This is a genomic window from Allochromatium palmeri (genome assembly GCF_009720725.1).
Lineage (GTDB): Bacteria > Pseudomonadota > Gammaproteobacteria > Chromatiales > Chromatiaceae > Thermochromatium > Thermochromatium palmeri.
Map to the genome: position 1 here is coordinate 1 of NZ_WNKT01000047.1, position 25,560 is coordinate 25,560.

At 64.6% G+C, this 25,560-nt stretch carries 21 protein-coding genes and 1 tRNA gene; 6 read left to right on the top strand and 16 right to left on the bottom strand.

Annotated elements, in window-relative coordinates; genetic code table 11:
* The first annotated feature begins 61 nt into the window (after positions 1–61).
* A complete protein-coding gene (locus GJ668_RS16315; RefSeq protein ID WP_155451195.1) occupies positions 62–748 on the top strand; it encodes a hypothetical protein in 687 nt (228 codons plus the stop codon).
* A gap of 134 nt (positions 749–882) precedes the next feature.
* On the top strand, positions 883–4,095 hold the full coding sequence (locus GJ668_RS16320) for a type I restriction endonuclease subunit R (RefSeq protein WP_155451196.1): 3,213 nt from the start codon (positions 883–885) through the stop codon (positions 4,093–4,095).
* A gap of 73 nt (positions 4,096–4,168) precedes the next feature.
* On the opposite strand, the gene GJ668_RS16325 is transcribed toward GJ668_RS16320, so the two are convergent.
* From GJ668_RS16325 to bchI, 3 genes are all read right to left on the bottom strand, one after another.
* Positions 4,169–4,244 (bottom strand) — tRNA-Ala (locus GJ668_RS16325).
* 100 nt (positions 4,245–4,344) lie between these two features.
* Positions 4,345–6,165 carry a magnesium chelatase subunit D gene (locus GJ668_RS16330; RefSeq protein ID WP_155451197.1) on the bottom strand — a complete coding sequence of 607 codons (1,821 nt, stop codon included), beginning with the start codon at positions 6,163–6,165 and terminating at the stop codon, positions 4,345–4,347.
* Positions 6,162–7,190, bottom strand: a complete 1,029-nt coding sequence (gene bchI, locus GJ668_RS16335) for a magnesium chelatase ATPase subunit I (RefSeq protein WP_155451198.1) — start codon at positions 7,188–7,190, stop codon at positions 6,162–6,164. The genes GJ668_RS16330 and bchI overlap by 4 nt, the downstream gene beginning before the upstream one ends.
* A 194-nt stretch (positions 7,191–7,384) precedes the next feature.
* Here bchI and GJ668_RS16340 point away from each other — a divergent pair, with 194 nt between their 5' ends.
* The 4 genes from GJ668_RS16340 to ribF all read left to right on the top strand — a co-directional run bounded on the left by GJ668_RS16340 (position 7,385) and on the right by ribF (position 10,433).
* Positions 7,385–7,678, top strand: coding sequence for a toxin-antitoxin system TumE family protein (locus GJ668_RS16340; RefSeq protein ID WP_155451199.1), 294 nt, complete (start codon positions 7,385–7,387; stop codon positions 7,676–7,678).
* Positions 7,671–8,042 carry an HVO_A0114 family putative DNA-binding protein gene (locus GJ668_RS16345; RefSeq protein ID WP_155451200.1) on the top strand — a complete coding sequence of 124 codons (372 nt, stop codon included), beginning with the start codon at positions 7,671–7,673 and terminating at the stop codon, positions 8,040–8,042. The genes GJ668_RS16340 and GJ668_RS16345 overlap by 8 nt, the downstream gene beginning before the upstream one ends.
* Positions 8,043–8,211: 169 nt before the next feature.
* Entirely contained in the window at positions 8,212–9,483 is a 1,272-nt protein-coding gene (locus GJ668_RS16350) for a Coenzyme F420 hydrogenase/dehydrogenase, beta subunit C-terminal domain (protein WP_155451201.1), read from the top strand.
* Positions 9,480–10,433, top strand: coding sequence for a bifunctional riboflavin kinase/FAD synthetase (ribF, locus tag GJ668_RS16355; protein WP_155451202.1), 954 nt, complete (start codon positions 9,480–9,482; stop codon positions 10,431–10,433). The genes GJ668_RS16350 and ribF overlap by 4 nt, the downstream gene beginning before the upstream one ends.
* A gap of 27 nt (positions 10,434–10,460) precedes the next feature.
* Here the strand turns inward: ribF and GJ668_RS16360 are convergent, their stop codons facing one another.
* From GJ668_RS16360 to hisF, 13 genes are all read right to left on the bottom strand, one after another.
* Positions 10,461–10,736 carry a type II toxin-antitoxin system RelE/ParE family toxin gene (locus tag GJ668_RS16360; RefSeq protein ID WP_155451203.1) on the bottom strand — a complete coding sequence of 92 codons (276 nt, stop codon included), beginning with the start codon at positions 10,734–10,736 and terminating at the stop codon, positions 10,461–10,463.
* A complete protein-coding gene (locus GJ668_RS16365; protein WP_186343154.1) occupies positions 10,733–11,002 on the bottom strand; it encodes a type II toxin-antitoxin system Phd/YefM family antitoxin in 270 nt (89 codons plus the stop codon). Before GJ668_RS16365 ends, GJ668_RS16360 begins: the two co-directional genes overlap by 4 nt.
* Positions 11,003–11,124: 122 nt before the next feature.
* Complete coding sequence (locus GJ668_RS16370; RefSeq protein ID WP_155451204.1) at positions 11,125–11,985, bottom strand: ferredoxin reductase domain-containing protein; 861 nt, start codon at positions 11,983–11,985, stop codon at positions 11,125–11,127.
* Between the two features lie 95 nt (positions 11,986–12,080).
* Positions 12,081–12,257 (bottom strand): hypothetical protein, encoded by a 177-nt coding sequence (locus tag GJ668_RS20150; RefSeq protein WP_186343155.1) that lies wholly within the window; start codon positions 12,255–12,257, stop codon positions 12,081–12,083.
* Positions 12,250–12,840, bottom strand: coding sequence for an electron transport complex protein RnfA (locus GJ668_RS16375; protein WP_155451205.1), 591 nt, complete (start codon positions 12,838–12,840; stop codon positions 12,250–12,252). Before GJ668_RS16375 ends, GJ668_RS20150 begins: the two co-directional genes overlap by 8 nt.
* The gene (gene rsxE, locus GJ668_RS16380; RefSeq protein WP_155451206.1) at positions 12,830–13,492 is read right to left on the bottom strand and encodes an electron transport complex subunit RsxE; all 663 of its coding nucleotides are present in this window, start codon (positions 13,490–13,492) and stop codon (positions 12,830–12,832) included. Before rsxE ends, GJ668_RS16375 begins: the two co-directional genes overlap by 11 nt.
* 18 nt (positions 13,493–13,510) lie before the next feature.
* Positions 13,511–14,203 carry an RnfABCDGE type electron transport complex subunit G gene (locus GJ668_RS16385; RefSeq protein ID WP_155451207.1) on the bottom strand — a complete coding sequence of 231 codons (693 nt, stop codon included), beginning with the start codon at positions 14,201–14,203 and terminating at the stop codon, positions 13,511–13,513.
* 12 nt (positions 14,204–14,215) lie between these two features.
* Positions 14,216–15,244 (bottom strand): RnfABCDGE type electron transport complex subunit D, encoded by a 1,029-nt coding sequence (locus tag GJ668_RS16390; protein WP_155451208.1) that lies wholly within the window; start codon positions 15,242–15,244, stop codon positions 14,216–14,218.
* Between the two features lie 34 nt (positions 15,245–15,278).
* Entirely contained in the window at positions 15,279–16,664 is a 1,386-nt protein-coding gene (gene rsxC / locus GJ668_RS16395) for an electron transport complex subunit RsxC (protein ID WP_155451223.1), read from the bottom strand.
* Between the two features lie 158 nt (positions 16,665–16,822).
* Complete coding sequence (locus tag GJ668_RS16400; RefSeq protein WP_155451209.1) at positions 16,823–21,760, bottom strand: 2-oxoacid:acceptor oxidoreductase family protein; 4,938 nt, start codon at positions 21,758–21,760, stop codon at positions 16,823–16,825.
* Between the two features lie 138 nt (positions 21,761–21,898).
* Positions 21,899–22,774, bottom strand: coding sequence for an RnfABCDGE type electron transport complex subunit B (locus tag GJ668_RS16405; protein ID WP_155451210.1), 876 nt, complete (start codon positions 22,772–22,774; stop codon positions 21,899–21,901).
* A 220-nt stretch (positions 22,775–22,994) separates the two neighbouring features.
* Entirely contained in the window at positions 22,995–23,837 is an 843-nt protein-coding gene (locus tag GJ668_RS16410; RefSeq protein ID WP_246194952.1) for a COG3904 family protein, read from the bottom strand.
* Between the two features lie 5 nt (positions 23,838–23,842).
* Complete coding sequence (gene hisF / locus GJ668_RS16415; RefSeq protein WP_155451212.1) at positions 23,843–25,435, bottom strand: imidazole glycerol phosphate synthase subunit HisF; 1,593 nt, start codon at positions 25,433–25,435, stop codon at positions 23,843–23,845.
* Positions 25,436–25,560: the final 125 nt, after the last annotated feature.

A 25,560-nucleotide genomic window follows, 5' to 3' on the forward strand; every position in this document is an offset into this window, starting at 1 on the left:
AGAGGACTTGTCTACTCCAACTGTATGTGAGCGAACGATTTTTGCCAGCTGGTAAGATACTTTGTCCAAAGTCCAAAATAAGGAGGCCAACGAGTATTTGCAGCAGGTGCGCTTGGGCCAAACTGAGCACGGCAGCTTTGTGGTGCGCCTCCTGGCTCCCGTCCCGCCCCTGTTGCAAGCGTCGCTTGACCCGGTCTGGCTACCCTTCGACGACGAACCCTATGAGCGCAAGGTCACACGGCGCTTGATGGAGGCGCTGGAGGCGTGCCGTGAGGCCACGGAACAGGCCACGACCGGAACCGGAATGGCGGCTTTCGAGCGCGCCGTCAAGGTCGGGGTTAGCGCCAATTTGTGCGAGGCCGTGGCCCGCTTGGCGGACTACGCGGACGGCCTGGAAATCGGCGTCACCTGGGCACGGACCCGACCGGGAGCCGAGACGTATCGGCGCGTGCGGTTCTCGTCGAGTGAGGCGGCGATCCTGAAAGAAGCGGCGCGGAATTTTCGCGACACGCTCTCGCGCCCAGACGTGGAGCTGTTTGGCACCGTGTCTCAACTCAAGCGCGAGCAGGACGAGATCGAGGGCTTGGTGACGCTCAAAGCCTTGGTCGATGGCAAGATCCAGTCGGTCAGGGCGACTCTGGACCAAGCCAATTACAGTCAGGCGGTGCAGGCGCACGATCGGCAACTGCCGGTCTTAGTGCGCGGCGATCTGGAACGCATCGGCCAGCGTTGGCGGCGGAACTGTTGAACATCGGCGCCGAGGAAGACGACGACGCGAACGCGACCGACTGAGGCCGAGCGGATGTATTGATTCGGTCGCGCAAGCCGGCCCGTGAGCTTGGGGCGGTGTGCACCGGCGGCCATCACGACACGGAGCAAAGGATGACGTTTATCTCGGAAGCGGATATTGAGGGGCTGTTGCTGGAGCAACTGGCGGGCTTGGGTTATCGGTGCACCACCGATGCCGTGATCGGCCCGGACGGAAGCGCGGCGGAGCGTGAGGCGTTTTCAGATGTGTTGCTGGTCGGACGGCTGCAAGCGGCCATCGAGCGCTTGAATCCGGGGATTCCCAGCGAGGCCCGCGCCGATGCCCTGAAACAGATCATTGCCACGGTCTCGCCCGCGCTGATCGAGGAAAACCGCCGCCTGCATCGGCTTCTGGTCGAGGGCGTGCCGGTCGAGTTCTATGCCGAGGATGGCACCCTGCGCGGCGATACCGTGCGCCTGATCGATTTCGACGATCCCGACGCCAACGACTGGCTGGCCGTGGGTCAGTTCACCGTGGTTGAAAATGGGGTCAACCGCCGCCCCGACGTGGTGCTGTTCCTCAACGGCTTGCCCGTGGCCGTGTTCGAGCTCAAGAACCCCGGCGGCGAGCAGGCGACGATGGCGGGGGCCTTCAACCAACTCCAGACCTACAAGGCCCAGATCCCGTCGCTGTTTCGCACCAACGCGGCACTGGTGATCTCCGATGGACTGACGGCGCGGATCGGCTCGCTCACGGCCAACTTGGAGCGCTTCATGCCGTGGCGCACGACCGACGGGCGGACCATTGCGCCCAAAGGCGAAGCCGAGCAGAGCGTTCTCGTCATCGGCGCCTTCGAGCGCGCGCGTTTCCTGGCGCTGCTGCGCGATTTCACCGTCTTCGGCAACACCGGCAACGGACTCTTCAAGATCCTCGCCGGCTACCATCAGTTCCACGCCGTGCGCCGCGCCCTGCATTCGACCCTGCGGGCCTTGGCCATGCGTGAAGCCAGGCCGGAGACGCTGCGCGAGGATCCCGAAGATTACGGTCTGGCCAGCGTGCGCGACTACCGACCCGGCGACCGCCGCATCGGCGTCATCTGGCACACCCAAGGCTCGGGCAAGAGCCTGTTGATGGCCTTCTACGTCGGGCAACTGGTGCGCTGTCCCGAACTGGCCAACCCGACCATCCTGGTCATCACCGACCGCAACGACCTCGATGATCAGTTGTTCGCCACCTTCGCCCTGTGCGCCGATCTGATCCGTCAGACCCCGATCCAGGTCGAGAGCCGCGAGGATCTGCGCACCCAACTCAACCGCGCCTCGGGCGGGGTGATCTTCACCACTCTGCAAAAGTTCTCGCCGCCGGCGGGGGAGTCCGCCTATCCGGTGCTGACCGACCGGCGCAACGTGATCGTGATCGTCGACGAGGCCCACCGCAGCCAATACGGCTTCAAGGCCAAGGTGGACAGCAAGACCGGCGAGATCAGCTACGGCTTCGCCAAGTATCTGCGCGATGCCCTGCCCAATGCGGCCTTCGTCGGCTTCACCGGCACGCCCATCGACAGCGCCGACGTCAACACCCGGCAGGTGTTCGGCGATTACATCGATGTCTACGACATCAGCCGCGCGGTCGAGGACGGCGCGACGGTGCCCATCTACTACGAAAGCCGTCTGGCCCGCATTGAGCTGCCGGAAGCGGCCAAGCCGACCATCGATGACGAGATCGCCGAACTGACCGAAGACGAGGCTGAGAGCGAACAGGAGCGGATCAAGCGCCAGTGGTCGACCATCGAGGCCCTGGTCGGCGCCAAGGAACGGCTGGCGATGGTCGCCGAGGATCTGGTGCGGCACTTCGAGGATCGCGTCGCCGCCCTGGAGGGCAAGGCGATGGTGGTCTGCATGAGCCGGCGCATCTGTGTCGCCCTCTATGACGCCATCGTCGCTTTGCGCCCGGACTGGCATTCCGACGACGACGCGGCTGGACGGATCAAGATCGTCATGACCGGCTCGGCGGCCGATCCCCAGGAATGGCAACCGCACATCGGCGCCAAGGCCCGGCGCGATCTGCTCGCCAAGCGCGCCAAAGACCCGAACGATTCGTTGCAACTGGTGATCGTGCGGGATATGTGGCTGACCGGCTTCGATGCGCCCTCCATGCACACCCTCTACGTCGACAAGCCCATGCGCGGACATGGGTTGATGCAGGCCATCGCGCGCGTCAATCGCGTCTTTCGCGACAAGCCCGCCGGGCTGGTGGTCGACTACATCGGCATCGCCCAGAACCTCAAGCGGGCGCTGGCCGAGTATTCCGCCGCCGATCAGCGTCAGACCGGGGTCGACGAGGCCGAGGCGGTTGCGGCCCTGCAAGAAGCCTTCGAGGTGGTGGACGCCATGTTCCACGGCTTCGACTATCAGCAGGGACTGACCGGGACACCCCAGGCGCGGCTGGCGACCATGGCCGAGGCCATCGAATGGATTCTGGCCCGTCAGCAGGAAGCAGCCGCCCGCGAGAAGACGCCCGAGGCGCAGAAGCGCGCCCATCGGCGGTTTCAGGATGCCACGCTGGCTCTGTCCAAGGCGTTCGCGCTGGCGTCGGCGAGTGACTACGCACGCGAGATCCGCGAGGCCGTGGGCTTCTTCCAGACGCTGCGCGCGGCCCTGATCAAGACCGGCACGACCAGCGGCCCGTCGAAGTCGGAGCGTGATTGGGCCATCGCCCAGATCATCGACCGCGCCGTGGTCTCGACCGAGATCGTCGACATTCTCGCCGCCGCCGGCCTGAGCACGCCGGACATCTCGATCCTGTCGGATGACTTTCTGGCCGAAGTCGCCCAGATGCCGCAGAAGAATTTGGCCCTGGAAGCTCTGCGCAAGCTGCTCAACGACGAAGTGCGCTCACGCACCCGCACCAACGTCGTCCAGGCCCGGCAGTTCTCCGAGCGTCTGGAGGCGGCCATCGCCCGCTACCACACCAACGCCATCAGCACCGTCGAGATCCTTCAGGAACTCATCGAACTGGCCCATGAGATCCGCGCCGCCAAGGCGCGCGGCCAGGACGAAGGGCTGTCCGAAGACGAGATCGCCTTCTATGATGCGCTGGCCGAGAACCAGAGCGCGGTTGAAGTCATGGGCAACGATCAGCTCAAGGTTATCGCCCATGAACTGCTGAACGACTTACAGCGCAACATCACGGTGGATTGGGCGCATCGTTCCAGTGCCCGTGCCAAGATGCGGGTGCTGGTCAAGCGGATCCTGCGCCGCTATGGCTATCCGCCGGACTTGCAGGACGCCGCTGTTCAGACGGTACTGGCCCAAGCCGAAGCATTGTCGGCGAGATGGAATGCGTGACACATGAGTCAGGTTTGAGTCACGCGGACTTGAGGAAGGTTGAACGGTCTGGGCGGTAAGGGTTTGTTTTGATTGGTGGAGCTGAGGGGGATCGAACCCCTGACCTCCGCATTGCGAACGCGGCGCTCTCCCAGCTGAGCTACAGCCCCATGATCGGTATCGACAGTCGCTCGCCCCCGCGAGGCGAAGGACGAGCGGCTGTCATTCTGCGTCATTCCAGCCGGCGTGACAAGCCGTGCGAACGCGCGGTCAACCCGCTGTCGCCCGCACCGCCTGATTGAGCGCGTTGGCGTCGGCATGCGGCAGCGGCAGATAGACCGCGCCCATTTCCCTGGCCAGTTCACGCCCCTGCGGCTGCGGACGCGGCGAGGTATCGATCACCAAGGCGGCGATCTCCAGCGAACGCACCATACGCGCGGCGGCCAGCGCCTCTTCGTTGGCGCGCGTGCGCCCGCCTGTGCCGTCGCGCGCGACATTGGCCCGACCGTCGGTCATGATGATCAGCACCGGGGTGCCGCCGCGCCGCTGTACGCCATCGGCCATCATCATCCCCAGATCGATGCCCGAGGCCAGCGGCGTGCCGCCACCACCCGGCAATCCAGCCAGACTGCGCTTGGCGCGCACCAGCGAGCGGGTCGGCGGCAGCAGCACCTCGGCGCCCTGCCCGCGGAACGCCACCAGCGCCACCTGATCGCGCCGCACATAGCAGTCGGCCAGCAGCAGCTCGACCGCGCCCTTGGCCTCAGCCAGACGGTGCAGGGCCGAAGAGCCGGAGGCATCGACCACAAAGACCGTGGTGCTCTCGGACTTGTGCTTGAAGCGCGTGATGCGGAAGTCGTCCTGGCGGATTTCGAGCCGGTTGGACGGCTTGCCGGCGCGCGCACGTTCCTCGCGGCGGATGCGCTGCCAGGGCGCGGCGGCGCGCAGGGTCTCGATCACGTTCAGACGCTGTCCGGCACGCGGCTCGCCGCGCAGCACCCCGGCGGGGCGTCCGCGCGAGGGCGCATTCTGAACCGCACCGGCCTTGCCCGTAGCACGGGCGCGCGAGCGGCGCAGCTTGCCCATCTGGAGCTGAGCCAGCAGACCAGCCGGGATCGCCGCCTGAGTCGCCTCCAGGATCTTGTCCTGAAGCTCCTGGGGTTCCTGCGGCTCCTGGTTGGACTGCTCCTCGTCCTGGTTCGGTTCCTCCGGTTCGGGCGGCGGCGGTTCGGCGTCCGGCGGCGGCTCCATCGGCGGGAGCTGGGTGGCGCGCGGGGCCAGCACCAGGCGACCGGCGATCGCCAGATCCTCGTCGGTCACCTCGGTGCGTTCTTCGAGCGCGGCATGGGCGCAGGCGACCCGGCTGGCGAAGATCGAGGCGCGCAGCGAGGGGATGCCGAGCGCAAGTGCGATATTGCACAGCGTCTCGACCTGCGCATCGCTGATCGTGACCTGAGACAGACGCGGCCGGGCAGCGACCACGTCCTCGACATCATAGTCACAGGCGATGGCCTGATCGTAGCGGAGATAATTCAAGTCCAGATGGAAGGCCAGCCGGTCGAGCAGCGCATTGAGCAGCCCCTCGTCCTCGCCTACGCCCTCATCGAGCGCGACCACGGCGAAGCGCGAGGGCGTGCGCAGGGCCAGTCCATCACGCTCCAGGACGACCTCGCCCGAGTCGAAGGCCATGTTGAGCCGCGCGGCGGTACCGGGCGCGATGCGCTCGGCCATCGACAGCTCGATGACACCACCGTCAGCCTCGACCAGCAGGCCCTTCTCAGCCACCGGACGCCCGGCGTTGAGCGTGGCGGCCAGATCCAGTCCGCCGAGCAATCGCCCGTCGGCCACATGCAGCGGAATGCGCCGCATCGGCGTGCCTTCGGGCTGGAGGTCGCGCATGATCGACAGCCACTGATCGCGCACCGGACCGGGCAGCGCACGCAGCGCCACACCGCCGGTACCGACCGGATCGATCGTCATCAGGACCGCCGCCAGTACGGCGTCGTCCCAGGGCGAGGGGCCCGGACCCGCCTGAAGCGGGGCCGGTGTGCCGCCGTCCGCGACAGCGGGATTCGGGCCGGGAGTGCTCATTCGCCAAAGAGCTCCTTGATCGCGCGCTCGACACGGCTGGTCGAGCCGGACTCATCGAGCGGATCGCGGCGCAGACGATGGCGCAGCGCCGAGACAGCGATGGTCTTGACATGATCGACGGTGACGGTCTTGTCGCCCTGGAGTGCGGCGAGCGCGCGCGCCGAGCGGATCACGGTCAGCTCGCCGCGCAGACCGTCGGTGCCGAGCTTGATGCAGAGCTTGGCCGTCTCTTCGAGCGTGCGGTCCGGCACCTCGACCTCGGGCAGCAGCTTCTTGGCCTTCTGGATCTGGCGGCTGACCTTGGCGTCTTTGTTCTTCCACTTCTCGACGAAGGCATTGGGGTCGCGCTCGAACTCATCGCGCAGACGCACGACTTTCATGCGCGTGGGCAGATCGGTCGGGGTCTTGACCTCGACCGAGAGACCAAAGCGGTCCTGCAACTGCGGACGCAGTTCGCCCTCTTCCGGGTTGCCCGAGCCGACGAGCACGAAGCGCGCCGGATGGCGCACGCTCAGCCCCTCGCGTTCGACCAGATTCTGACCGGACGCGGCCACGTCCAGCAGCGAGTCGACCAGATGGTCTTCGAGCAGATTGACCTCATCGATATAGAGGAAGCCGCGATGGGCGCGTGCCAGCAGGCCTGGCTCGAAGGCTTTTTCGCCCTTGGTCAGGGCGCGTTCCAGATCGAGCGCGCCGATGACGCGGTCCTCGGTGGCGCCGAGCGGCAGATCGACCACCGGCACCTGCACCTGATGGCCCTTGATGTTGGTGCCCTTGGCTTTCTTGGTGCGGCACTCTTCGCACAGATAGTCGTCGCTGGCCTCGGGGTCGCAGTGATAGGTGCAATCGGCGGCACGCATCTTCGGCAGCAGGGCGGCCAGTCCGCGAATGGCGGTGGACTTACCCGTGCCACGGTCACCGAAGACGAGCACGCCGCCAATGGAGGGATCGATGGCCGCCATCAGCAGGGAGCGTTTCATCTCCTCCTGGGCGACGACGGCGGAAAAGGGAAAAGGGATGGGCATACGCGGCGAACCTAGTTCTAGTGTGTCGAAATGGGCGTACAGTGTCTGTCGAGCGCAGGCACCCGAATCGAGCGCGTTCAGGCGCGGGCGCGAAAATCGAACTCGCGACCCTAGCGCCCATGGCTAGGCAAGGTCAAGTTCCATGATGCAAATCTTGGATTGCTCGGCTTCGGGTTATTGCCTAGGATGCAACAATGCAAGCACAGATGATTCTGAGTACGAAGGACGTTTGGCCGGATGGCGCTGTGGTGCAGATGGTCGTCTGGCGTCTTCCGCAACCCTCGGCGGAACGTCCGCACGGTCTCAAATATCGGCTCTATTGCGGTCGCCATGACCGATGCCTGGTGCGCTACGATAACGAGCGCGGCAAGGGCGATCATCGCCACGAAGGCGAGACCGAGACCCCGTATCACTTCAAGAGCCTGCTCGGTCTGATCGAGGACTTTCGCGAGGATGTGCGCCGTTTGGCAGGAGAGAACTATGTCTAAAGCGATCGTGGAAACATCCGCCGCCGGTGATTACTTCGCCAAGGCGCTGGAGGTAGCGCGCCTGGTCGATGCGGGCGAAACGGTTCCAGAGGCCGACTACTATCTCGGCTTCAGCAGTGCGGCCCAACTCTTCGGCGAGCTGACGGCCGCGCGCATGGCGCTGCTCGAAGCCCTCAAGGGGCTGGGGCCGGTTTCGATCCATGCACTGGCCAAACAGGTGGGACGCAACTACAGCAACGTGCATTCGGATGTGACCAAGCTGCTGGACCTGGGTCTCATCGAGAAGGATGCGGCCGGCAAGATCTTCGTCCCTTGGGAGGAAATCCAAGTCCGGGTCAGCGTCGGCAGAGCGAAGGCAGCCTGACGCACCGGCTGCGGCTGTTTGCACAGTGACGCGCCGAGCGTGCTTATCCCGTAATATAGCGCCCCGCTCGGCCCGATCCGAGCACAGATCCACCCGCAGGAGGACAACAAAAGATGATCTTCGCCACCACTGCCAGCCCGCGCACCGCACGCGCCATCGAGGCCGCCGCATGAACGACGCCGTGCTCGACCCCCAGGACACCGGCCCCTCCAAGGGACTCGACACCATCTCGCTCCTGAGCAGCGACGAGCGGCTCAAGGGCCGGCCCAAGCTCTGTAGCGACTGCGGGCTGTGCGACAGCGCGCTCAAGGGGCGGATGTCCTCGGCCTGTATCTTCGTGCACAACCAGACCGCCGAGATCGAGCAGCGCCTGCACGGTCGCGGACGCCGGCCCGACGACGAGCGGCGTTTCGGCATCCATCGCACCCAGTACGCCGCCCGGATGCGCCAACCCAATCCCCAGGCGCAGTGGAGCGGCATCGTCACCTCGCTCGGCGCGCGCCTGCTCGAACAGGGGACAGTCGAGGCCGTCATCACCACGGGCGCGGCGCCCGGCACCCGCTTCAAGTCCGAACCGGTGCTGGCACGCACGCCGGCCGAAGTTCTGGCCACCGCCGGCAACAAGCCCTGTCTGTCGCCGAATCTGCGTCTGCTCGATCAGGTGCGCGAACAGGGCATCAAGCGACTGGCTTTCATAGGTACAAGCTGTCAGGTGCACATGCTGCGCGCGGTCGAGGCCGAACTCGGGCTGGAGAAGCTCTATGTGATCGGCATCCCCTGTAGCGACAATGTCACCTATCCGGATCTGGAATATTTCCTGACCCAGGTCTCGCGCTCGCCCCAGACCATCGTTCACTACGAGTTCATGCAGGACTTCAGTCTCTGGATGCGCCACGAGGACGGCCACAAGGAGCGCGTCAACTACATCGACTTTCCGATGGACAAGCTGCACGGGATCTTCCCGTCCTCCTGTCTGTCCTGCTTCGACTATCCGAATACGCTCGCCGATCTGACCGTCGGCTACATGGGCGCGGAGCTGGGCTGGCAGTGGGTGCTGGCGCGCACCGAGATCGGCGAGGAGCTGTTCGAGCTGATCCGCCCGGAGCTGGAGATCGGCGAGCTGACCTCAAGCGGCGACCGCACGCGCGGTATGCCGCACTACATCGCGCGTCTGACTCAGCCGCCGGGGGCCAAGAAGCCGCCGTTCCTGGTGCGCCAACTGGTCGCCTACATGCAGCGCAAGAAGGGCTCGAAGGGCCTGGAGTTCGCGCGCGCCATCATCGAGATGAAGCTGCTGCGCAACCTGAACTATGTGCGCAGCAAGTTTCCGCGCTTCGAGGCGCGCGTGGTGCCTGAGCATGTCTATCAGACGCTCGAACCCTATGCAGACAAGTATCAGGAGGTCTTCGGACGTCCGCTGGCTCCGCAGACTGAAGAATGAGACTGATCCGGGGCCTGCACAATCTGCGCCCCGCCGATCGCGGCTGTGTCGCGACCATCGGCAACTTCGACGGGGTGCATCTGGGGCATCGTGCGGTCTTCCAGCGGTTGCTGGCGCGCGGGCGTGAGCTGGGACTGCCGGCGACTGTGATTACCTTCGAGCCACAGCCGATGGAGGTCTTTGCGCCCGAGTCGGCGCCGGCGCGTCTGACACGGTTGCGCGAAAAGCTCGGGGCACTGCGCGCGAGCGGTATCGAGCGGGTGATGCTGCTGGAGTTCGGGCCGCGTCTGGCCGTGATGTCGGCCCCGGAGTTCGTGCGGCGGCTGCTGATCGAGGGGTTGGGCGTGCGCTTTCTGCTGGTCGGCGATGATTTTCGGTTCGGCCAGGGACGCGCGGGCGATTTTGCCCTGTTGCGGGACATGGGTCGCGCGGCTGAAGCGCATGGGGCTGGATTCGCGGTCGAGGATCTGCACACCATCACCCACGGCGCCGAGCGTATCAGCAGCACCCGGGTGCGCGAGGCACTGGCGCGCGGCGACCTGGAGCAGACGCAGCATCTGCTCGGCCGGCCCTATTGTCTCGAAGGGCGCGTGGTGCATGGCGACAAACGCGGTCGTGCCATCGGCTTCCCGACCGCCAACATCGCGCTGCATCGGCGCGTCAGTCCGGTGCGCGGAGTCTATGCGGTGCGCGTGCATGGGCTGGGTTCGGAACCCTGGCCAGGCGTGGCCAATATCGGCACCCGCCCGACGGTCGGCGGGACCAGCGCGCGGCTGGAGGTGCATCTATTCGACTTTGACCAGGTGATCTACGGCCGGCATCTGGAAGTCGAACTGGTGCTGCGTCTGCGCGACGAGCAGCGTTTCGAGTCGTTCGAGGCGCTCCGGGCGCAGATCCAGCGCGATGCCGGGACGGCGCGGGCGTTCTTAGGCGCTCAACCCAGTGCCTGAGTGCTGTCAGGACTCAACGAGCATCAATCAGTATACAGCGTCATGATCACCCACATTCACCGGCACGATTCGATCATTTTCGATCAACAGCTCAAGCGTGATGCGATATGACAGGTTGATCGAAACCGAGTGGAGGCCAGCCAAACGGCCTTTGAGCGGATGCAAGCGCAGCGAGGGATGGAAGGGATTGGCCTCGAGCAACTCCAAGGTTTTCTGGTATTGCTGGCGCAGTTCAGGATGGCGTTTGATGAAGCGTGCGGCGCGCCGCTCGTACTGCTGAGTGAAAACCAGCCGAAAACTCATTCCGCCGGGTCCGGCAGCGAGTCGATACGCCGCATGTGTTCCTCGACCGTACCTTCCGCGAAGCGCCCGGCCGCCAAGTCCGTTCGACTCTGAGCCAGTGCCGCTTCCAGCTCGCATTCACGCAGGTAGTGGTAATGCTCCAGATCCATGACCACGAAACGATCCCGGCCACGCACCGAGACCATGGCTTCCGACTGTCCGGCCAAAGCCGCCTCGATCGCGGCAACGCCTTTCGTTTTCAGTTCATTGGCGCTAATGGTGGTCACGACGAACTCCAGGGTTGGCAGGTAAGCGCGCGATCCATCATGCGGTCGAGCGTGCGATTGCACAAGATCATGGGCGGCGGAAACTCCAAGCAGGAGCATCCAGCCGCGCTCTGCCTATTCGATCAGTCGTAGATCAGCTCCGACCAGCGTCCATCCTCGATCAACGCCTGCTTGAGCTGCTTCCACTCGGCCTCGGAGCCGGCCTGCTTGGCCATGACCCGATCGAACGCCTGCGTGACCTTGCTCAAGCCCGAGAGGAACACATGCGTATTCGGCTCGCGCATCAGACGCCAGGCCTCAGCCGCGTGCTCGGTCAAGCCCTGCTCCAGCGCCTGCGAGGAACTCATCAGCGGACGGGTGCCCAGGGCGCGGAAGGCCTGGAAGGTCTTCTCATCATAGTAGTGCGCCAGATCGCTGGTCTCGTCGTTGGCGTACATCAGATCCAGACCGCTGTGGCCGCCGTAGTAGAGCCGCACCTGACCCTTCCAGTCACCACGACGCTCATAGATAAGCTGCGCAAAGCCGCGGAAGGGTGCAATACCCGTACCCGTACCGATCATGAGCAGATTGGCGCGGTTGTCGAGCGGCATGCGGAAAGGGCTGAGATAGGGACCACTGATGGTGATCCGGTCGCCCGGCTTGGCATCGCACAGATAGTTGGAGGCTACGCCCGGATAGCGTTCGCCACTGATCTCGTCGAGATAGAAACAGCGCCGCACCAGGATGTCCAGATGCACTCCGCCGCCGACCGGGACGTTGCGCGCATTGGCGATCGAGTAGCGGCGCACGTGCATCGCGTTGCCGAATGCGTGCGGTCCGGGCACCAGCACGCCGATGCTCTGGCCCTCGACGAACTGAAAAGCCGGGTCGAGCACTTCGAGCGTGATATGACGCACCTCGTCAGTGCTCTCGGGCGTGATGCGCTGGCTGGCCTTGATGGCCGCCGGCGCGGTGGGGCCGATGTACTTGATGTCTTGACTCATCCAGACACTCCTTCACTCTGGCGACCGCTGGCTGGCCGCGCGAGGATGTTATTGAATTGATCGAGAGAAACGCGAATCGCGAAAATCTGAGCGCCTCAGTCGGCGCTCTTGGAGGCGCAATGCCCCTTGCCGCACGCGCAGCCACCGCCCGAATCGCGAAAGGGTCCGAGTTGCGGATAGCGCGCCTGAAAGCGCGCATAGAGCTGCTGCACGCCAACCCAACCGGCGAGCACCAGGAAGACGACCAGGGGCGCAAGCAAAACCTCAGCCATGCCCGCCTCCGAGTCCGGCGAAACCCATGAAGGCCAGCGACAGCAACCCGGCCAGCATCAGACTCATGGCGGCGCCCTGACTGACGCTCGGCACCTTGGCCAGCGCCAGCTTTTCGCGCAGACCCGCCATCAGCATCAGCGCCAGGATGAAACCGGCGCCCGCGCCTAGGGCATAGACCAGACTCTGCACGAAATTGTATTCCTTGGTGGTCTGGAACAACGCCAGACCCAGGATGGCGCAGTTGGTGGTGATGAGCGGCAGAAAGATGCCGAGCGAGCGAAACAGCGTCGGACTGGTTTTCTTGACGAACATCTCGACCAGTTGCACCGCTGAGGCGATTACGGCGATGTAGCAGATCAGGCGCAGAAACTCCAACCCGAGCTGGGTCAGCAGCCAGTTGATGCCATAGGCGGCGGCTGAGCTGACCAGCATCACGAACATCGTCGCCAGCCCCATGTTCCAGGCCGTTTCCTTCTTGGCCGAGACGCCGAGGAAGGGACAGATGCCAAGAAACAGTGCCAGCACAAAGTTGTTGACGATAGCCGCATTGAGAAAGATCAGCGACAAGGGTTCAGCGTGCATCGGCGGGTGCTCCCGTGAATTTCGCGGCGCGGCGGACCTTGCTCTCACGCAACCAATTAAACAGCAACAGCCAGGCGCCGAGCACAAAGAAGCCACCCGGCGGCAGAATCATCACGATCCAGGGCTGGAAGTCCGGCGAGAACAGCGAGACGCCGAGAATGGTGCCATTGCCCAGGATCTCGCGCACCGTACCCAGCGCCAGCAGCGCCAGGGTGAAGCCGGCGCCCATTCCGAGACTGTTGACGAGCGTCGTGTGCAGACGCTGCTTGGAGGCATAGGCTTCGGCACGGCCCAGAATCACGCAGTTGGCGACGATGAGCTGGATGAAGGCGCCAAGCGCGGCGTACAGCTCCAGGCTGATGGCCTGGATGGCATAGTCGACGATGGTGACGAAGGTGGCGATGATGACGATGTAGCTGGCGATGCGCACCTGTTTGGGGATCCAGTGGCGCAGCAGCGACACCAGCAGACTGGAGCAGACCAGCACGAAGGTGGTCGCCAGTCCCATGGCCAGGGCGTTCAGGGTCGTGCTCGTGACCGCCAGCACCGGACAGAGTCCGAGCAGCATCACGAACACCGGGTTCTCTTCCCACAGACCGCGCAGGAAGGTATCCGGGGTGAGTTTCTCTTGCGGATTGAGCAGTTCAGACATGACTCGGGATCTCGCGGTTCAGGGCGACGGTGGCGAGGCGAGCACGGCCAGATCGCGCTCGATGGCCGGCACCGCGTGTTGTGCGGCGGCATCGGCTGCGCGACCCATCGCCTTCGAGGAGATGGTCGCGCCGGTGATGGCGTCGATCTGCCAGGGCTCGCTCTTGGTGCCATGCTTGACGGTGACGATGGCGTTGGCGAGCGCCGTACCCTCAGCGTTAAGACGCGCATCGAGCGCCTTGAAGTTGGCGAGGAAGTCCGGGTCGAAGTCGAGCTTGTCGCCGAATCCAGGCGTCTCGTTGGACTGGAGCACCTTGCTGCCGGTGAGGCAGTCACAGTCGGGATCATAGGCAAACATGACCCTGACCGGCCCGGCATAGCCCGGACCCGAGCCGGTGATGGCCAGACCCAGGAGCTGACCAGCCGCGTCATAGGCACCATAGATCAGCTCACCGCTCACACCCGCTTCCGCCGGCGCCAGTCCGCCTTCGGGTGTGATGACGAAATCGCGCTTAGTCACCGCGCCGGGCAGCACGCGGAACACCGCTTTCTCGGTCAGGACACGCTGATTCTCGGCGATGATGGGCAGGGTGAACTGGTAGACCAGCGCCACCAGCAGCCCGGAGAGCAGCGCGATCCCGCCCAGGGTGCGCAGCATGGCCCAGGCCGGCGTGGTCGCTGGCTGGGGTTGAATCTGTACTTCGGTCGTCATGTCCGCCCTACTCTATTTGGAGCCGTAAACGCGCGGCTGGGTCCAGCTCGAAATCAGCGGCCCGAGTGCATTGGCCAGCAGGATGGCATACATGATGCCCTCGACCAGACCGCCGAACAGCCGGATCACCACCGTCAGCGCGCCGATGAAGAGTCCGTACAGGATCACGCCGCTGGCCGTTACCGGCGAGGCTACCATGTCGCTGGCCATGAACCAGGCGCCCAGCATCAGTCCGCCCGAGCAGAGCACGAACCAGGGGCTTGGATAGATGTTCGGATCGAGCAGCCAGAACGGCAGCGCGACCAGGACCGCGCCGGCCATGACGCTGACCGGAATGCGCCAGTCGAGCATCCGCTGCCAGGCCAGCCACAGGCCGCAGATCAGGATCAGGATCGCCGAGGTCTCGCCGGCGGAACCGGCGATCATACCGCTGAAGGTATCCATGAGCGGCGTTTCGATGTGCTGGAACTTCTGGATCGCCAGCGGCGTGGCCCCGCTCCAGCCGTCCAGATTCAGACCCGCGACCCAGTCATCGACCGGAATCGGCTGCATGAAGGGCGGCGTCAGGGTCGAGGGGATGATCTCGGTGAAGCGACCGGGCGCGAAGGCCGGGGTCCAGGTGGTGATGGCCACCGGAAAGGCCGCCTGCACGAAGGCACGTCCGACCAGGGCCGGATTCATGACGTTGTAGCCCAGCCCGCCGAACAGCGCCTTGCCCAGCGCCACGCCGACGAAGGCAGCCACGGCGGCCATCCACAACGGGAAGCCGGGCGGCAGGGTCAGTCCCAGCAGCAGACCGGTGATGACCACCGACCAGTCCGAGACCGTGTTGCCCCGGCCGCTGACACGGGCGAAGAACGCTTCGGTCAGGATGGCCACGCCCGTGGTGGTCAGGAGCAGCAGCAGCGCGCTCAGCCCGAACTGCCAGACGGCGAAGGCCGCGATCGGCAGCAGCGCCAGCACCACGGTGCGCATGATCTTGTCGACCGTCACCACCCGTTTGAGATGGGGCGATGTCCGGATTTCAATGCCTCTAGACATGGTTTGTCATCAGTCTTCAGTAATCAGTGGTTGCTCAGTGCGGCCGTTGCTTGGCTTCATCCCGCTGCTGCGCATCGCGATTGATCGACTTGGCGATGCGAAAATACTGGGTCAGCGGGATATTGGACGGACAGACAAAGGCACAGCAGCCGCACTCGAAGCATTGATCGAGGTTGTACTGCCCGGCCATGACGTCGTATTCACGCGCCACCGCCAGCTCGCCGAGCATGGAGGGATTGAGCGAGACCGGACAGGCCTGGAGACACTCGCCGCACTTGATGCAGGGATAGACCTGACGTCGCGCCAGCGCCGGATCTTCCGGCTCCAGCGCCACCACACCCGAGACCGACTTGGTGACCGGCACATCGAGCGAGGATACGGCCATACCCATCATGGGACCACCCAGGATCACCTGGCCCAAGGGGCCCTTGAGTCCGACCTGGTCGAGCAGGAAACGCACCGGCGTGCCGATCGGCACCAGAAAATTACCGGGATTCTTGACCGCCGGCCCGCTGACCGTGACCACGCGCTCGATCAGGCCGCGCCCCTGCGGCAGCAGCTCGCCCATCTGGGCCAGGGTGCCGACGTTGAACACCGCGACGCCAACATCCGCCGGCAGTCCGCCCACCGGCACCTCGGTATCGAGCACGGCGCTGATGAGCATCTTCTCGGCACCCTGCGGATACTTGGTCTGGACCGCCTCGACCGTGATCGGCAGATGCTTGGGAAGGCGCGCGCGCAGATGGCTCACGGCATCGAGCTTGTTGTCCTCGACGCCGATGATGGCCCGCTCGGCGCGTGTGGCCCGCAGCGCGATCTGGATGCCACGGATCAGGGTCTCGGTCTGCTCCAGCATGATGCGATGGTCGCAGGTCAGATAGGGCTCGCACTCGCAGCCGTTGACCAGCACCGTATGGATCACCCGCCCGGCCGGCGGCTGCATCTTGACGTGGCTCGGGAAAGCGCCACCGCCGAGTCCGACCAGACCCGCGTCCTGGACCGCCTGGATGATGTCCTTGACGTTCATGCGTTCCGGCTCGCGCTCCATGTCATAGAGCACCTGCTGGCTGGCGGCATGGTAGACCTTGAGGAAGATCGCCGGAGTCTTCGGACCATCGGCGGTCGGTGCCAACCCGATGGCGCGGATCACGCCGGTCGCCGGCGCATGCATGGGCACCGAAACGAAATGATCGGCCACCGCGATCGGCTCGCCGCGCACGACCTCCTGACCGACCTTGACGATCGGTACCGAGGCGCGGCCCTTGTGCTGCTGCAAGGGAATGACCAGCTCGTCGGCGAAGGGCAGCCGCCGGATCGGCTTGCCGGCCGTCAGCTCCTTGTGCTCGATCGGATAGATACCGTGATCGAAGGTTTTGTGGCCATGAAGAAGCCGCGTGAAACCCAGGCCGATCCGCTTCATCAGGTTGGAGTGCCCGGCTTCGGGCGCGTAGTTGGAATCCAGTGCCGCTGTATGGTGTTTCATCGCTTCACCGCCTGAATAGGGAGGACGTTGTAGGATGTGGTGAGCACAGCGAACCGCCTCAGTCGCAACCGAGGCAGTTCGTTCCTCACCGCTTCCTACTGATACTTCTCGGCGCGCTTGACGAGCTTGTCGACACCTGCCTCGGCCGGATTCCAGGGCAGGCCCGGATGGATGCAGCCGGCGGCGCATTTCTCGGCGGCCTTGACGATGTCCTTGTAGGCGCCGCCCTTGGGATCAACGATCTCGATCTTCTTGTCACCGTTGTACTTGAAGATCTTGGGGTTGATCTGGACGCACTCGTCGCAGGCGGTGCACTCGGGGGTCTCGACCCAGACTGGCTCCCAGCCTTCGGCGCTACCGTTGCCCGAGCCGTTGGTGCCTGAGTGAGCCACGCCATTGCCGCCGTGACCCGCGCCGTTCGCGGGCGCCGCGCCGGCCAGACCAGCGAGTCCAGCGCCCTCCCCGACCGCCAGCGCCAGCAGGCTGGTGGTGAGCTTTTGAGCGATCTCGGCCTTGGCCTGGTAGCGCACGGCCTCGACATCGACCTTGTTCAGCTCGCCGCAGAGTCCGCGCAACTGGGTCCAATAGGCGAGCCGCTCCTCGCCGCTATGGATCAGCTCCTGGGCGACCAGGACACGCATCAGACGGTTCTTGCCATCCACGCCCCAGACATAGGGATGCAGACCCTCGCGCTCGTCTTCGTCTAGATCCAGGAACTCGTGCACCGGGATCATGGTGTCGTTCCAGGTCTCAGGCGGTGCTTTGCGGAAGTGCTTGCGGAAACGACCCTCGATCATGGCGAAGTCGACGAAGGTGAAGGGCACCTCCATCTCGGCCGGCTTGCCCTGCTCATCGGTGTACTTGAGCGTCCAACTGATCCAGTCCGAATCGATGTCCGGGTTGCCTTCGATCGAGCAGCACTCCTCCAGGCTGGTGCCCGCGTCCGGGTCGAAGCGGAACAACGGATAGGCGCGCGACTCGACCGCCATGCGACCATGCTTGTTGGACATGTCGTCGCCGATGCCGTGCTCGGGCTGACAGGAGGTATAGATGTTGAACAGGGCCGGGCGGCGCGCGTTCAGACCATCGATGTAGCCTTCCAACAGATGCGTCAGGTGCGAGGCTGAGCTGGAGAGCACGAACGCCGAGCGATGCGCCATGCCGATCAGACCCATTTCCTTGCGGATCTCGGTCTTGCCCTTCCACTGCTTGCCGTAGGGCGCCATGTCGGCAACCTGGCCGACGAAGCCCGAGGTACAGGACTGACCGCCGGTGTTGGAGTAGCTCTGGGTGTCGACCACCAGGATCTTGACCGGCGTGCCGGACATGAGTGCACGCGACAGGTTCTGGAAGCCGATGTCGTACATGGCTCCGTCGCCGCCGACCGCGACCACCGGCGGGCACAGCAGCCACTCCTCGTCGCTGAAGTCCTTCCAGCCGAAATAGCTCAGATGGCAGTTGGGATCGGCCGGGTTGAATTTACCGTCCAGCTCCAGGCGCGCCTGACGGATGGCCTTGAAGCCATCGCCCATCTTGCGCATGTGGCCCTCGAACAGACCCAGGGCCACCGAGGGCGAATCCTGGAACAGGTTGTTCGACCAGGGGAAGGGATAGGGGTTGTAAGGGAAGGTTGCGCCCCAGACCGAGGTACAGCCGGTGGCGTTGACGAAGCCCATGTTGGCGCGCGGCTGCTTGTCGGTGTACTGCGCCTTGAGATGACGCAGCTTGGCCAGCAGTCCCGTGACCCACTTGAGCCAGTCGGGATCGACCGGCTGGGCGCCCTGCTCGACCAGCTCAGCCGAGAGTCCGGACAGGGTCAGATCCGCGTCCTTGTGGCTGTCGAGCGCCTTGGCAATCGCCGCCGAGTTGGAGAGATCCATGCCCGAGGCCAGCTTGAGCCGGATATGGGTCTCCAGACGGTTGATCAGATCGTCGATCTCGGCCAGGTGCTTCTTGACGCGCGACTGCATCAGCGCCGTGACCGTGGCCGTGAACAGATGGACGGCGGTCTTTTCGCCGCAGCCCATGCAGGAGCCGTCGCCCGAGACCATCGACTGATAGTTGGTCTTGTCGAGCAGCAGGGTCTCGAGCGCGCCGACCTTGTCGTCGAGATCCTCGATGCGGATGAAGTCCGGATCGGTGGTCGGCAGATCCAGCCACATGGCCCAGCGGTCCTGCATTTGTTTGATGCTGGCGTCTGTCTGCGGCTCGGCGACGAGCGCGCCGTCGTTACAGACCTCGATACACTCCATACAGCCCTTACAGGTGTAGGGGTTGACGGTGAGGCTGAACAGTCCGCCGCTGCCCTTCTGCTTCTTCTCGCGGTTGGTCCAGTAGGGCTTGGTGATGGCGAACTGAGTGTCGCCGAGCGCTTCCATCATCAGCCCGAATTCCTTCTCGGCGATCGCCTTCTGCTCCGGCTCGCCGCTGAAAGCGGCCAGAGTTTCGAGCACGGCCTGATCCATGAGCGTGCGCATGTCGGCACTCTCGCCCGCCGTCTCGACCAGTTCGCGCAGACGCTTCTCGACGTTGCGGGTCTCGCGGCGCAGATACTGGGTCGGCATCCCGCGCTCGACACGGCCGATCGCCGTGGCGAAGATGTCCGAGATCGTGTTGACCAGACCCGGAATGGCGCTGTCGGGACAGATCGAGAAGCAGCTCCCGCAGGCGGTACAGTTTTCGGGCAGGAACTTCGGATACTCGAAGCGGATTTGCGTCATATCGCGATAGACGCCGGTTGAGGCCGGCATCAGCGACAGGGCCATGTGCGGATCGGTGAGGTTATCGCTGCCGCGACCCGAGGCGTAGAAGGCGCCAGTCTGATCCCAGAAACGGTGCACATCAGAGATCCGACCCTCGCCCTCGGGCAGGGCCTTGAGCATGATCGGCAGGCTCGGGGCCTTGCGGGTCAGGAGCTGGCCGGCCACCAGCGGCTTATCGGTGATCTCGACGATCTCGTCGAAGCCACGGCGCACGATGCGCAGGTTGTCCTGCACCACGCGCTCGCCCTTGGCGCCGAACTTGGAACGCAACTGCTCCTCGATGGCGTTGAACAGACCGGTCTCATCCAGCCCGGAACGCTCCATCAGCGGCGAGGCAGCGAAGAAGGCGCCCTGGAAGGCGTTGCCCTGCATGCGGAATTGCAGCTCGGCGTTGGAGGCCTCTTCACGCGCGATCCTGAAGCCGTCAATGTAGTAAACGCGGATCTCGTTATCGACGATGAACTTGCGTGCGACCGGAGGGAAGCTCGCCCACACCTGCTCGGCGCTCTCCAGACTCGACTGGATGACGAAGCGGCCACCGCGATGCAAACCCGCAAGCGGGTTGGAGTGGGTGAAGACGTTCGGGTCCGGACTCAGGACCACGTCGACATAGGTGTATTCGCAGTTGAGGCGAATCGGCTCGGGCGCGGCCGAGAGGAAGTAAGTAGTCGGCTGACCCTTCTTCTCCGAGCCGTACTTGGGATTGGCGCGGATGTCGTAACCCAGCAGCTCGTAGAGCGTCATCGCCAGGTTCTTGCCGGTGGTCACCGCGCCCCAGCCGCCGACCGAGTGCATCCGCACCGTCACCGCGCCCTTGGGCAGCAGATTCGGGTTCTCGCTGCCGCGCAGGGCCAGCTCGCCGATACGCGGATAGGCGTCCTTGAGCTGCTGAAGGCGGATCTCGTCCTTGGGATCGGCCGCGTCGCGCATGAAGTCGATCGAGAGATAGAAGAACGTGCGACCGCTACCGCCGGGGATCATGTTCTCGACGGCGGCGATCAGCCCCTCGGGCTGGAGGTCGCGCGAACCCAGACCATAGCAGCCCGAGTAGAGCCGCGGCATGTCGCCGGCCTTGTAAGTCGGATAGGGGGCATAGGGCAGTTCCACGCCCTTGCCGACCATGCCGTTCTCCATGCACTTGGCCAGGGCCGCGCGCACTTCGCACATGATCGGCAGATCCTCGGCCAGCGGCTGGTCGGTGCGCTCCAGGATCGCCACGCCCTTCTTGCCCTGCAGCATCCGGCCGATGAGTTCACCGGGGAAGGGCCGGAACATGGTCAGATTGATGACTCCGATCTTGAGCTTGCGGGTTTCGCGCAGATAGTCGACCACGGCCTCGGCCTGGACGACCATGCTGCCCTGGCCCAGGATCACATATTCGGCATCCTCGCAGCGATAGGTCGCGGCCCGCGCATAGCGCCGGCCGGTCAGCTCGTAGTATTCGGCCATCACCTGATCGGTGATCGGCCCGATGTGGTCGAAGAAATAGGGACGCTGGGCCGCGACCGCCTGCATGTAGGCGTCCTGGTTCTGCACCGTGCCCGAGCTGACCGGGTTGTCGACATCCCATACCAGGGGCACGCGGCGGCGGGTCGGTCCATAGACCAGACGCTGGGCCGGGGTCGGGCACTCGATGATGTCGTCTGGACACCCGCAGAACTCCTCGACCAGGGCGCGCTCGGGTACGTTGAGCGGCTCGATCAGGTGCGTGGTGAGGAAGCCGTCCTGACCGACGGCGGCCGGGGTCAGGGTCAGCTCGGCGATCTTGCGCGCGATCAAATTGAGGTCAGCGGCTTCCTGAGCGTTCTTGCCGAAGACCTGGAAGAAGCCGGTGTCATCGATACAGTGATAGTCGTCATGGGCGCAGTGGACGTTGAGACTGGCCTTGGTGATGGCGCGCGAGCCGATGTTGAGCACATAGGGCAGACGCTTGCCGACCGCTGTGTAGAGCGACTCGTGCATGAAGGCCACGCCCTGCGCCGACGAGAAATTCGTCGCACGCAGACCGGTCATCGACATACCGGCGGTCACGGCGGCGGCCGCGTGCTCCGATTCCGGCTCGACGAAAATCAGCGGATTACCCGAGATATTGAGATGCCCATTGGCCACTTCCTCGGCCCAGTATTCGCCCATCTGGGTGGACGGCGTGATCGGATAGGCACCGGCGGCATCCGAGGCCTCGCGCTCGCACATGATGACGGCACTGTTACCGTCCATCGCCATACGGGTGCCAGGGTACTTGAACTGCTTTTCGTCTTTCTTTCCGAACATGGGCCTTCTCTGTGTTGATTCTCTAAGGGGAGCCATCGGACTCAGGTCTGAGGCTCACAACCAATTCGATGTCGAGTCGCCCGGCCGCGACCGCTCTGACGGCGGTTTGCGAGCGGGCCATCGCCACCTCGCGCGGCCTCAGACGGCCGGCAAGGCGCCCTTTGTCCCCTTGCGCAGCACCTTGCGCGCGTCGCGTCCCTTGACGACGGTTCCATCGGCCTCCAGCCAGACGATGGCGCCGGTCGGACAGCGCTCGATCGCGACCTTGGAGGCCAGTGCATTGTTGGCATAATCGATCACCGCGAGGTTGTCCTGGAGTTGGATCAAGCCCTCGGGTGAGTCCTGGACGCAGCGCCCGCACGCGGTGCAGGCGACTTCGCAGTGATGCTCGGCCTGATCGCCGAACTCCAGGTTCTTGCAGGCGACCCACAGCCGGTGGCTGACCGGATGCAGCTCGAACAGATCTTTGGGGCAGACGGTGACGCACTCGCCGCAGGCGGTGCACTTGTCTTCGATGACGACCGGGATGCCCTGGCGGTTCATGGTGATGGCGCTAAAATCGCACACCACCTCGCAGTCGCCGAAACCCAGACAGCCCCAGGTGCAGCCGCGCCCGCCGCCGGCCACCAGCGCGGCGGCACGACAGGACGGCAGGCCGCTGTAATTGGCCCGCAGGTAGGCGACATTGCCGCCGCCGTCGCAGGCCAGCCGCGCCACCCAGCGCTCGCGAGCACTCAATTCAACACCCAGGAAGTCGGCGATGATCTGGTTCATCGACTTGGCATTGACCGTGCAGCGCGCCGGGTCGATCTCGCCCTTGACCAGCTTCTCGGCGAAGGGGCGACAGCCGGCCTCGCCACAGGCGCCACAGTTGGCCTTGGGCAGCAGATCCTCGACCTGATCGATCCGAGGATCTTCGAACACATAGAGCCGTTTGTTGGCGATGACCAACATCAGGGCGAGCAGCAGGCCGAGCGCGGCCATGAAACCCACGGCGGTTAGGATGGTTGCCATAGACAGCTAATCCGGCAGAGACAGTCAGGGGAGCGCGACGCCGAGGATGGGGACGGCGCTTACCAGCTCGGAATTCGGATGTCTGGTGGTCAGGCTCCTGCTCGTTGGAGGCAGGACGCGCGGAGACCGCCAGAATGGAACGAGGGGAAGTTTACGGAATTATGATTTATTAAAATTACTAATTATGTAAATCGTGAGTATTGAAACTCGACAGGCAGGATCACTCGAACCCATCGATCACACCCGTGATGAGTCGCGCGGCAAGCGCCTCGGAGAGCTCGATGATCAGGACGCGGTTGTTGGGGACGCTGGCGGCGGCGATGGCGACATCAGCATCGACGCCCATCTCGCGCAGATAGAGAAAGGCATCGGCGACATAAAGCTGACCGCCCTCGTGGCTGCTGTAGCGGCGTGGAACCCGACTCTGATGCACACCGATGCGCGCACTCTGGGTGGCGTAACGCTCGACTCCGCCGGCCAGCACATCGATACAGGCCGAGGCGCAATAGTCGTCGACAGCGGCACGCAGGCCGTTGGCGCGTAGATAACGCCCGAGCTTGCGGGCCTCGTCGACCGAGCCGCCCGGGCTGTTGATGACCAGCCCGATCGCCTTGCGCCGGCGCAGCTCGGTGATGGTGCGTTGGGCGAATCCGGGTGTGATTTCCACGCCATCGATCCGCAGCCAGGCGGTGCGTAGGGTGCCATCGGACTCGAACCGCACCAGCGCGGGCGCGGTCCCCGTCAACTCAGACAGCCGGTTACAGGATTCCATCGCGCGCGCGATGAGATCGGCCGGACGCTGCTCATAGTCCTTGACCATGCGGTTGGCGCGCTCGACGATGGCCGTGATCGATAGATGATACTTATCGGCGGCGATGATGACGGTGGCATCCGTGGCCGCTACGTCATTGGTCTGACCCACGCGAAGCAGATGACAGGACGCGGTCGTCGCAAGCAGGGTCTCGCGATCCGGATTTTCGCCACCTGTCGGCTCGATGGGCGCACAGCCGACCAATAACAGCCAGATCAGCACGAGCACGAGCGAAAGGTGGCGGCTCGCCATATCCATCAGCTCCGAATCTCGATCCCCTGCTCACGCAGATAGGACTTGACGGCCTGGATCGGCACCTCGCGGCGGTGGAAGATGCCGGCGGCGAGCGCGGCCTCGACCCCGGTCGCGGCGAAAACCTCGGCGAAATGCTCGACACAGCCGGCCCCGCTGGAGGCGATGACCGGAATGGACACCGCCGCGCGGACCTGGCCGATCAGTTCCAGATCAAAGCCGGCGCCCGTCCCGTCGCGGTCGATCGAATTGAGCAGGATCTCGCCGGCACCCAGCGCCTCGCAGGCGCGCGCCAGTTCGACCACGTCGACGTCGCGCCCCTCGCGTCCGCCCTTGACGGTGCACTGGAACCAGCCGTAGCGCTCGCCATTGGGTCCGGGCGTGGCCGTCTCCACGACCGCGTGGCGCGTGGCCTCGGGCGAGTCGACATAAACGCGGCGCGGGTCGATGGAGATGACCACCGCCTGATTGCCATAGACGGCGGCGATCTGCTCGATGGCCGTCGAGCCGTCTTTCACGCCGCCGCGCGCCAGATAGGCTTCGACCGCCGCGACCGCATCCGAGCCGATCGAGATCTTGTCGGCGCCAGAGCGAAAATACTCATCGGCGACGTCCAGGGCCGAATAGGCGCGACCGCTGTCGTCGGTGAAGGCGCGAATCCCGCCACCGATGGTCAGCGGCACGAACACCCGCTCGGACGTGCGTTTCAGCACCTCCAGCATCGGCTGATCGGCGAGCGGGAAGTCGCGGAACCCGGTGATATTGAGGAAGGTGATTTCGTCGGCGCCCTCCTCGTAATAGCGCTCGGCCAGTTCGACCGGCTTGCCGAGATTGCGCACCGCGCCGGACTCGCGCACATCGTATTGATCGCCCTTGGTGACGACCAGATCGCCGGCATCGTTGGAACGCACATCCAGACAGGCGATGACGCGCTTGGCAAAGCGCGTCGGTTCGGTGCATGCCGACCGGCCCGCCGCCGGAACACCGCCCTCCTCGCCCGCCAGAAAGTGACGCAGCAGCCGCAGGCCGGCCGCGCCGCTCTTCTCGGGATGGAACTGCACTGCGCCGACCCGGCCGCGCTGCACGGCGCTCAGAAACGGGGTGCCGTAATCGGTCGTTGCCAAACGCCAGTCGGCGTTCTCGGCGTGGGGTTCGGCGTGATACGAATGGACGAAATAGAGCTTTTCGCCGGCATAACCGGCAAACAGCGGCGAGTCGCGCTCGACCCGGACATCATTCCAGCCCATGTGCGGAACCGACAGCCCCGGCGCGTCGAAACGCCGGATGCGACCGGGAATCACCCCGAGTCCGGCCACGCCGGGCGATTCGTCGCTGCCCTCGAACAGCGCCTGCAATCCGATGCAGATCCCCAAATAGGGGCGGCCGGCGGCCAGATACGCCTTGAGCGGCTCGACATAGCCCAGACGATGCAACCGCTCCATGGCCGCGCCGAAGGCCCCGACGCCGGGAAAGATCAGGCGCTCGGCTTTGAGAATGTCCTCGGGGCGCTTGATCTCGGTGAGTTCGAAGCCGAGGGCGTGGATGGCGTTGCGCAGACTGCGGACGTTGCCCGCGCCATAGTCGAGGAGCGAAATCATAGTCAGTGGAATCCGGGGGAGCTGTTACTAAGGAATCGGGCGTCGATCGCCGGGATCGGATCAGATGACTATTCTAACCCCTGGACGCGGTCTAATCTCAGGGTCGTGCGCATGATGAGGAATCT

Bases quoted from the DNA above. Each gene is read 5' to 3' on its own strand.
- GJ668_RS16320 (WP_155451196.1), top strand. From the start codon at position 883: ATGACGTTTATCTCGGAAGCGGATATTGAGGGGCTGTTGCTGGAGCAA.
- GJ668_RS16330 (WP_155451197.1), bottom strand. From the start codon at position 6,165: ATGAGCACTCCCGGCCCGAATCCCGCTGTCGCGGACGGCGGCACACCG.
- bchI (WP_155451198.1), bottom strand. From the start codon at position 7,190: ATGCCCATCCCTTTTCCCTTTTCCGCCGTCGTCGCCCAGGAGGAGATG.
- GJ668_RS16340 (WP_155451199.1), top strand. From the start codon at position 7,385: ATGCAAGCACAGATGATTCTGAGTACGAAGGACGTTTGGCCGGATGGC.
- GJ668_RS16345 (WP_155451200.1), top strand. From the start codon at position 7,671: ATGTCTAAAGCGATCGTGGAAACATCCGCCGCCGGTGATTACTTCGCC.
- GJ668_RS16350 (WP_155451201.1), top strand. From the start codon at position 8,212: ATGAACGACGCCGTGCTCGACCCCCAGGACACCGGCCCCTCCAAGGGA.
- ribF (WP_155451202.1), top strand. From the start codon at position 9,480: ATGAGACTGATCCGGGGCCTGCACAATCTGCGCCCCGCCGATCGCGGC.
- GJ668_RS16360 (WP_155451203.1), bottom strand. From the start codon at position 10,736: ATGAGTTTTCGGCTGGTTTTCACTCAGCAGTACGAGCGGCGCGCCGCA.
- GJ668_RS16370 (WP_155451204.1), bottom strand. From the start codon at position 11,985: ATGAGTCAAGACATCAAGTACATCGGCCCCACCGCGCCGGCGGCCATC.
- GJ668_RS20150 (WP_186343155.1), bottom strand. From the start codon at position 12,257: ATGGCTGAGGTTTTGCTTGCGCCCCTGGTCGTCTTCCTGGTGCTCGCC.
- GJ668_RS16375 (WP_155451205.1), bottom strand. From the start codon at position 12,840: ATGCACGCTGAACCCTTGTCGCTGATCTTTCTCAATGCGGCTATCGTC.
- rsxE (WP_155451206.1), bottom strand. From the start codon at position 13,492: ATGTCTGAACTGCTCAATCCGCAAGAGAAACTCACCCCGGATACCTTC.
- GJ668_RS16385 (WP_155451207.1), bottom strand. From the start codon at position 14,203: ATGACGACCGAAGTACAGATTCAACCCCAGCCAGCGACCACGCCGGCC.
- GJ668_RS16390 (WP_155451208.1), bottom strand. From the start codon at position 15,244: ATGTCTAGAGGCATTGAAATCCGGACATCGCCCCATCTCAAACGGGTG.
- rsxC (WP_155451223.1), bottom strand. From the start codon at position 16,664: ATGAAGCGGATCGGCCTGGGTTTCACGCGGCTTCTTCATGGCCACAAA.
- GJ668_RS16400 (WP_155451209.1), bottom strand. From the start codon at position 21,760: ATGTTCGGAAAGAAAGACGAAAAGCAGTTCAAGTACCCTGGCACCCGT.
- GJ668_RS16405 (WP_155451210.1), bottom strand. From the start codon at position 22,774: ATGGCAACCATCCTAACCGCCGTGGGTTTCATGGCCGCGCTCGGCCTG.
- GJ668_RS16410 (WP_246194952.1), bottom strand. From the start codon at position 23,837: ATGGCGAGCCGCCACCTTTCGCTCGTGCTCGTGCTGATCTGGCTGTTA.
- hisF (WP_155451212.1), bottom strand. From the start codon at position 25,435: ATGATTTCGCTCCTCGACTATGGCGCGGGCAACGTCCGCAGTCTGCGC.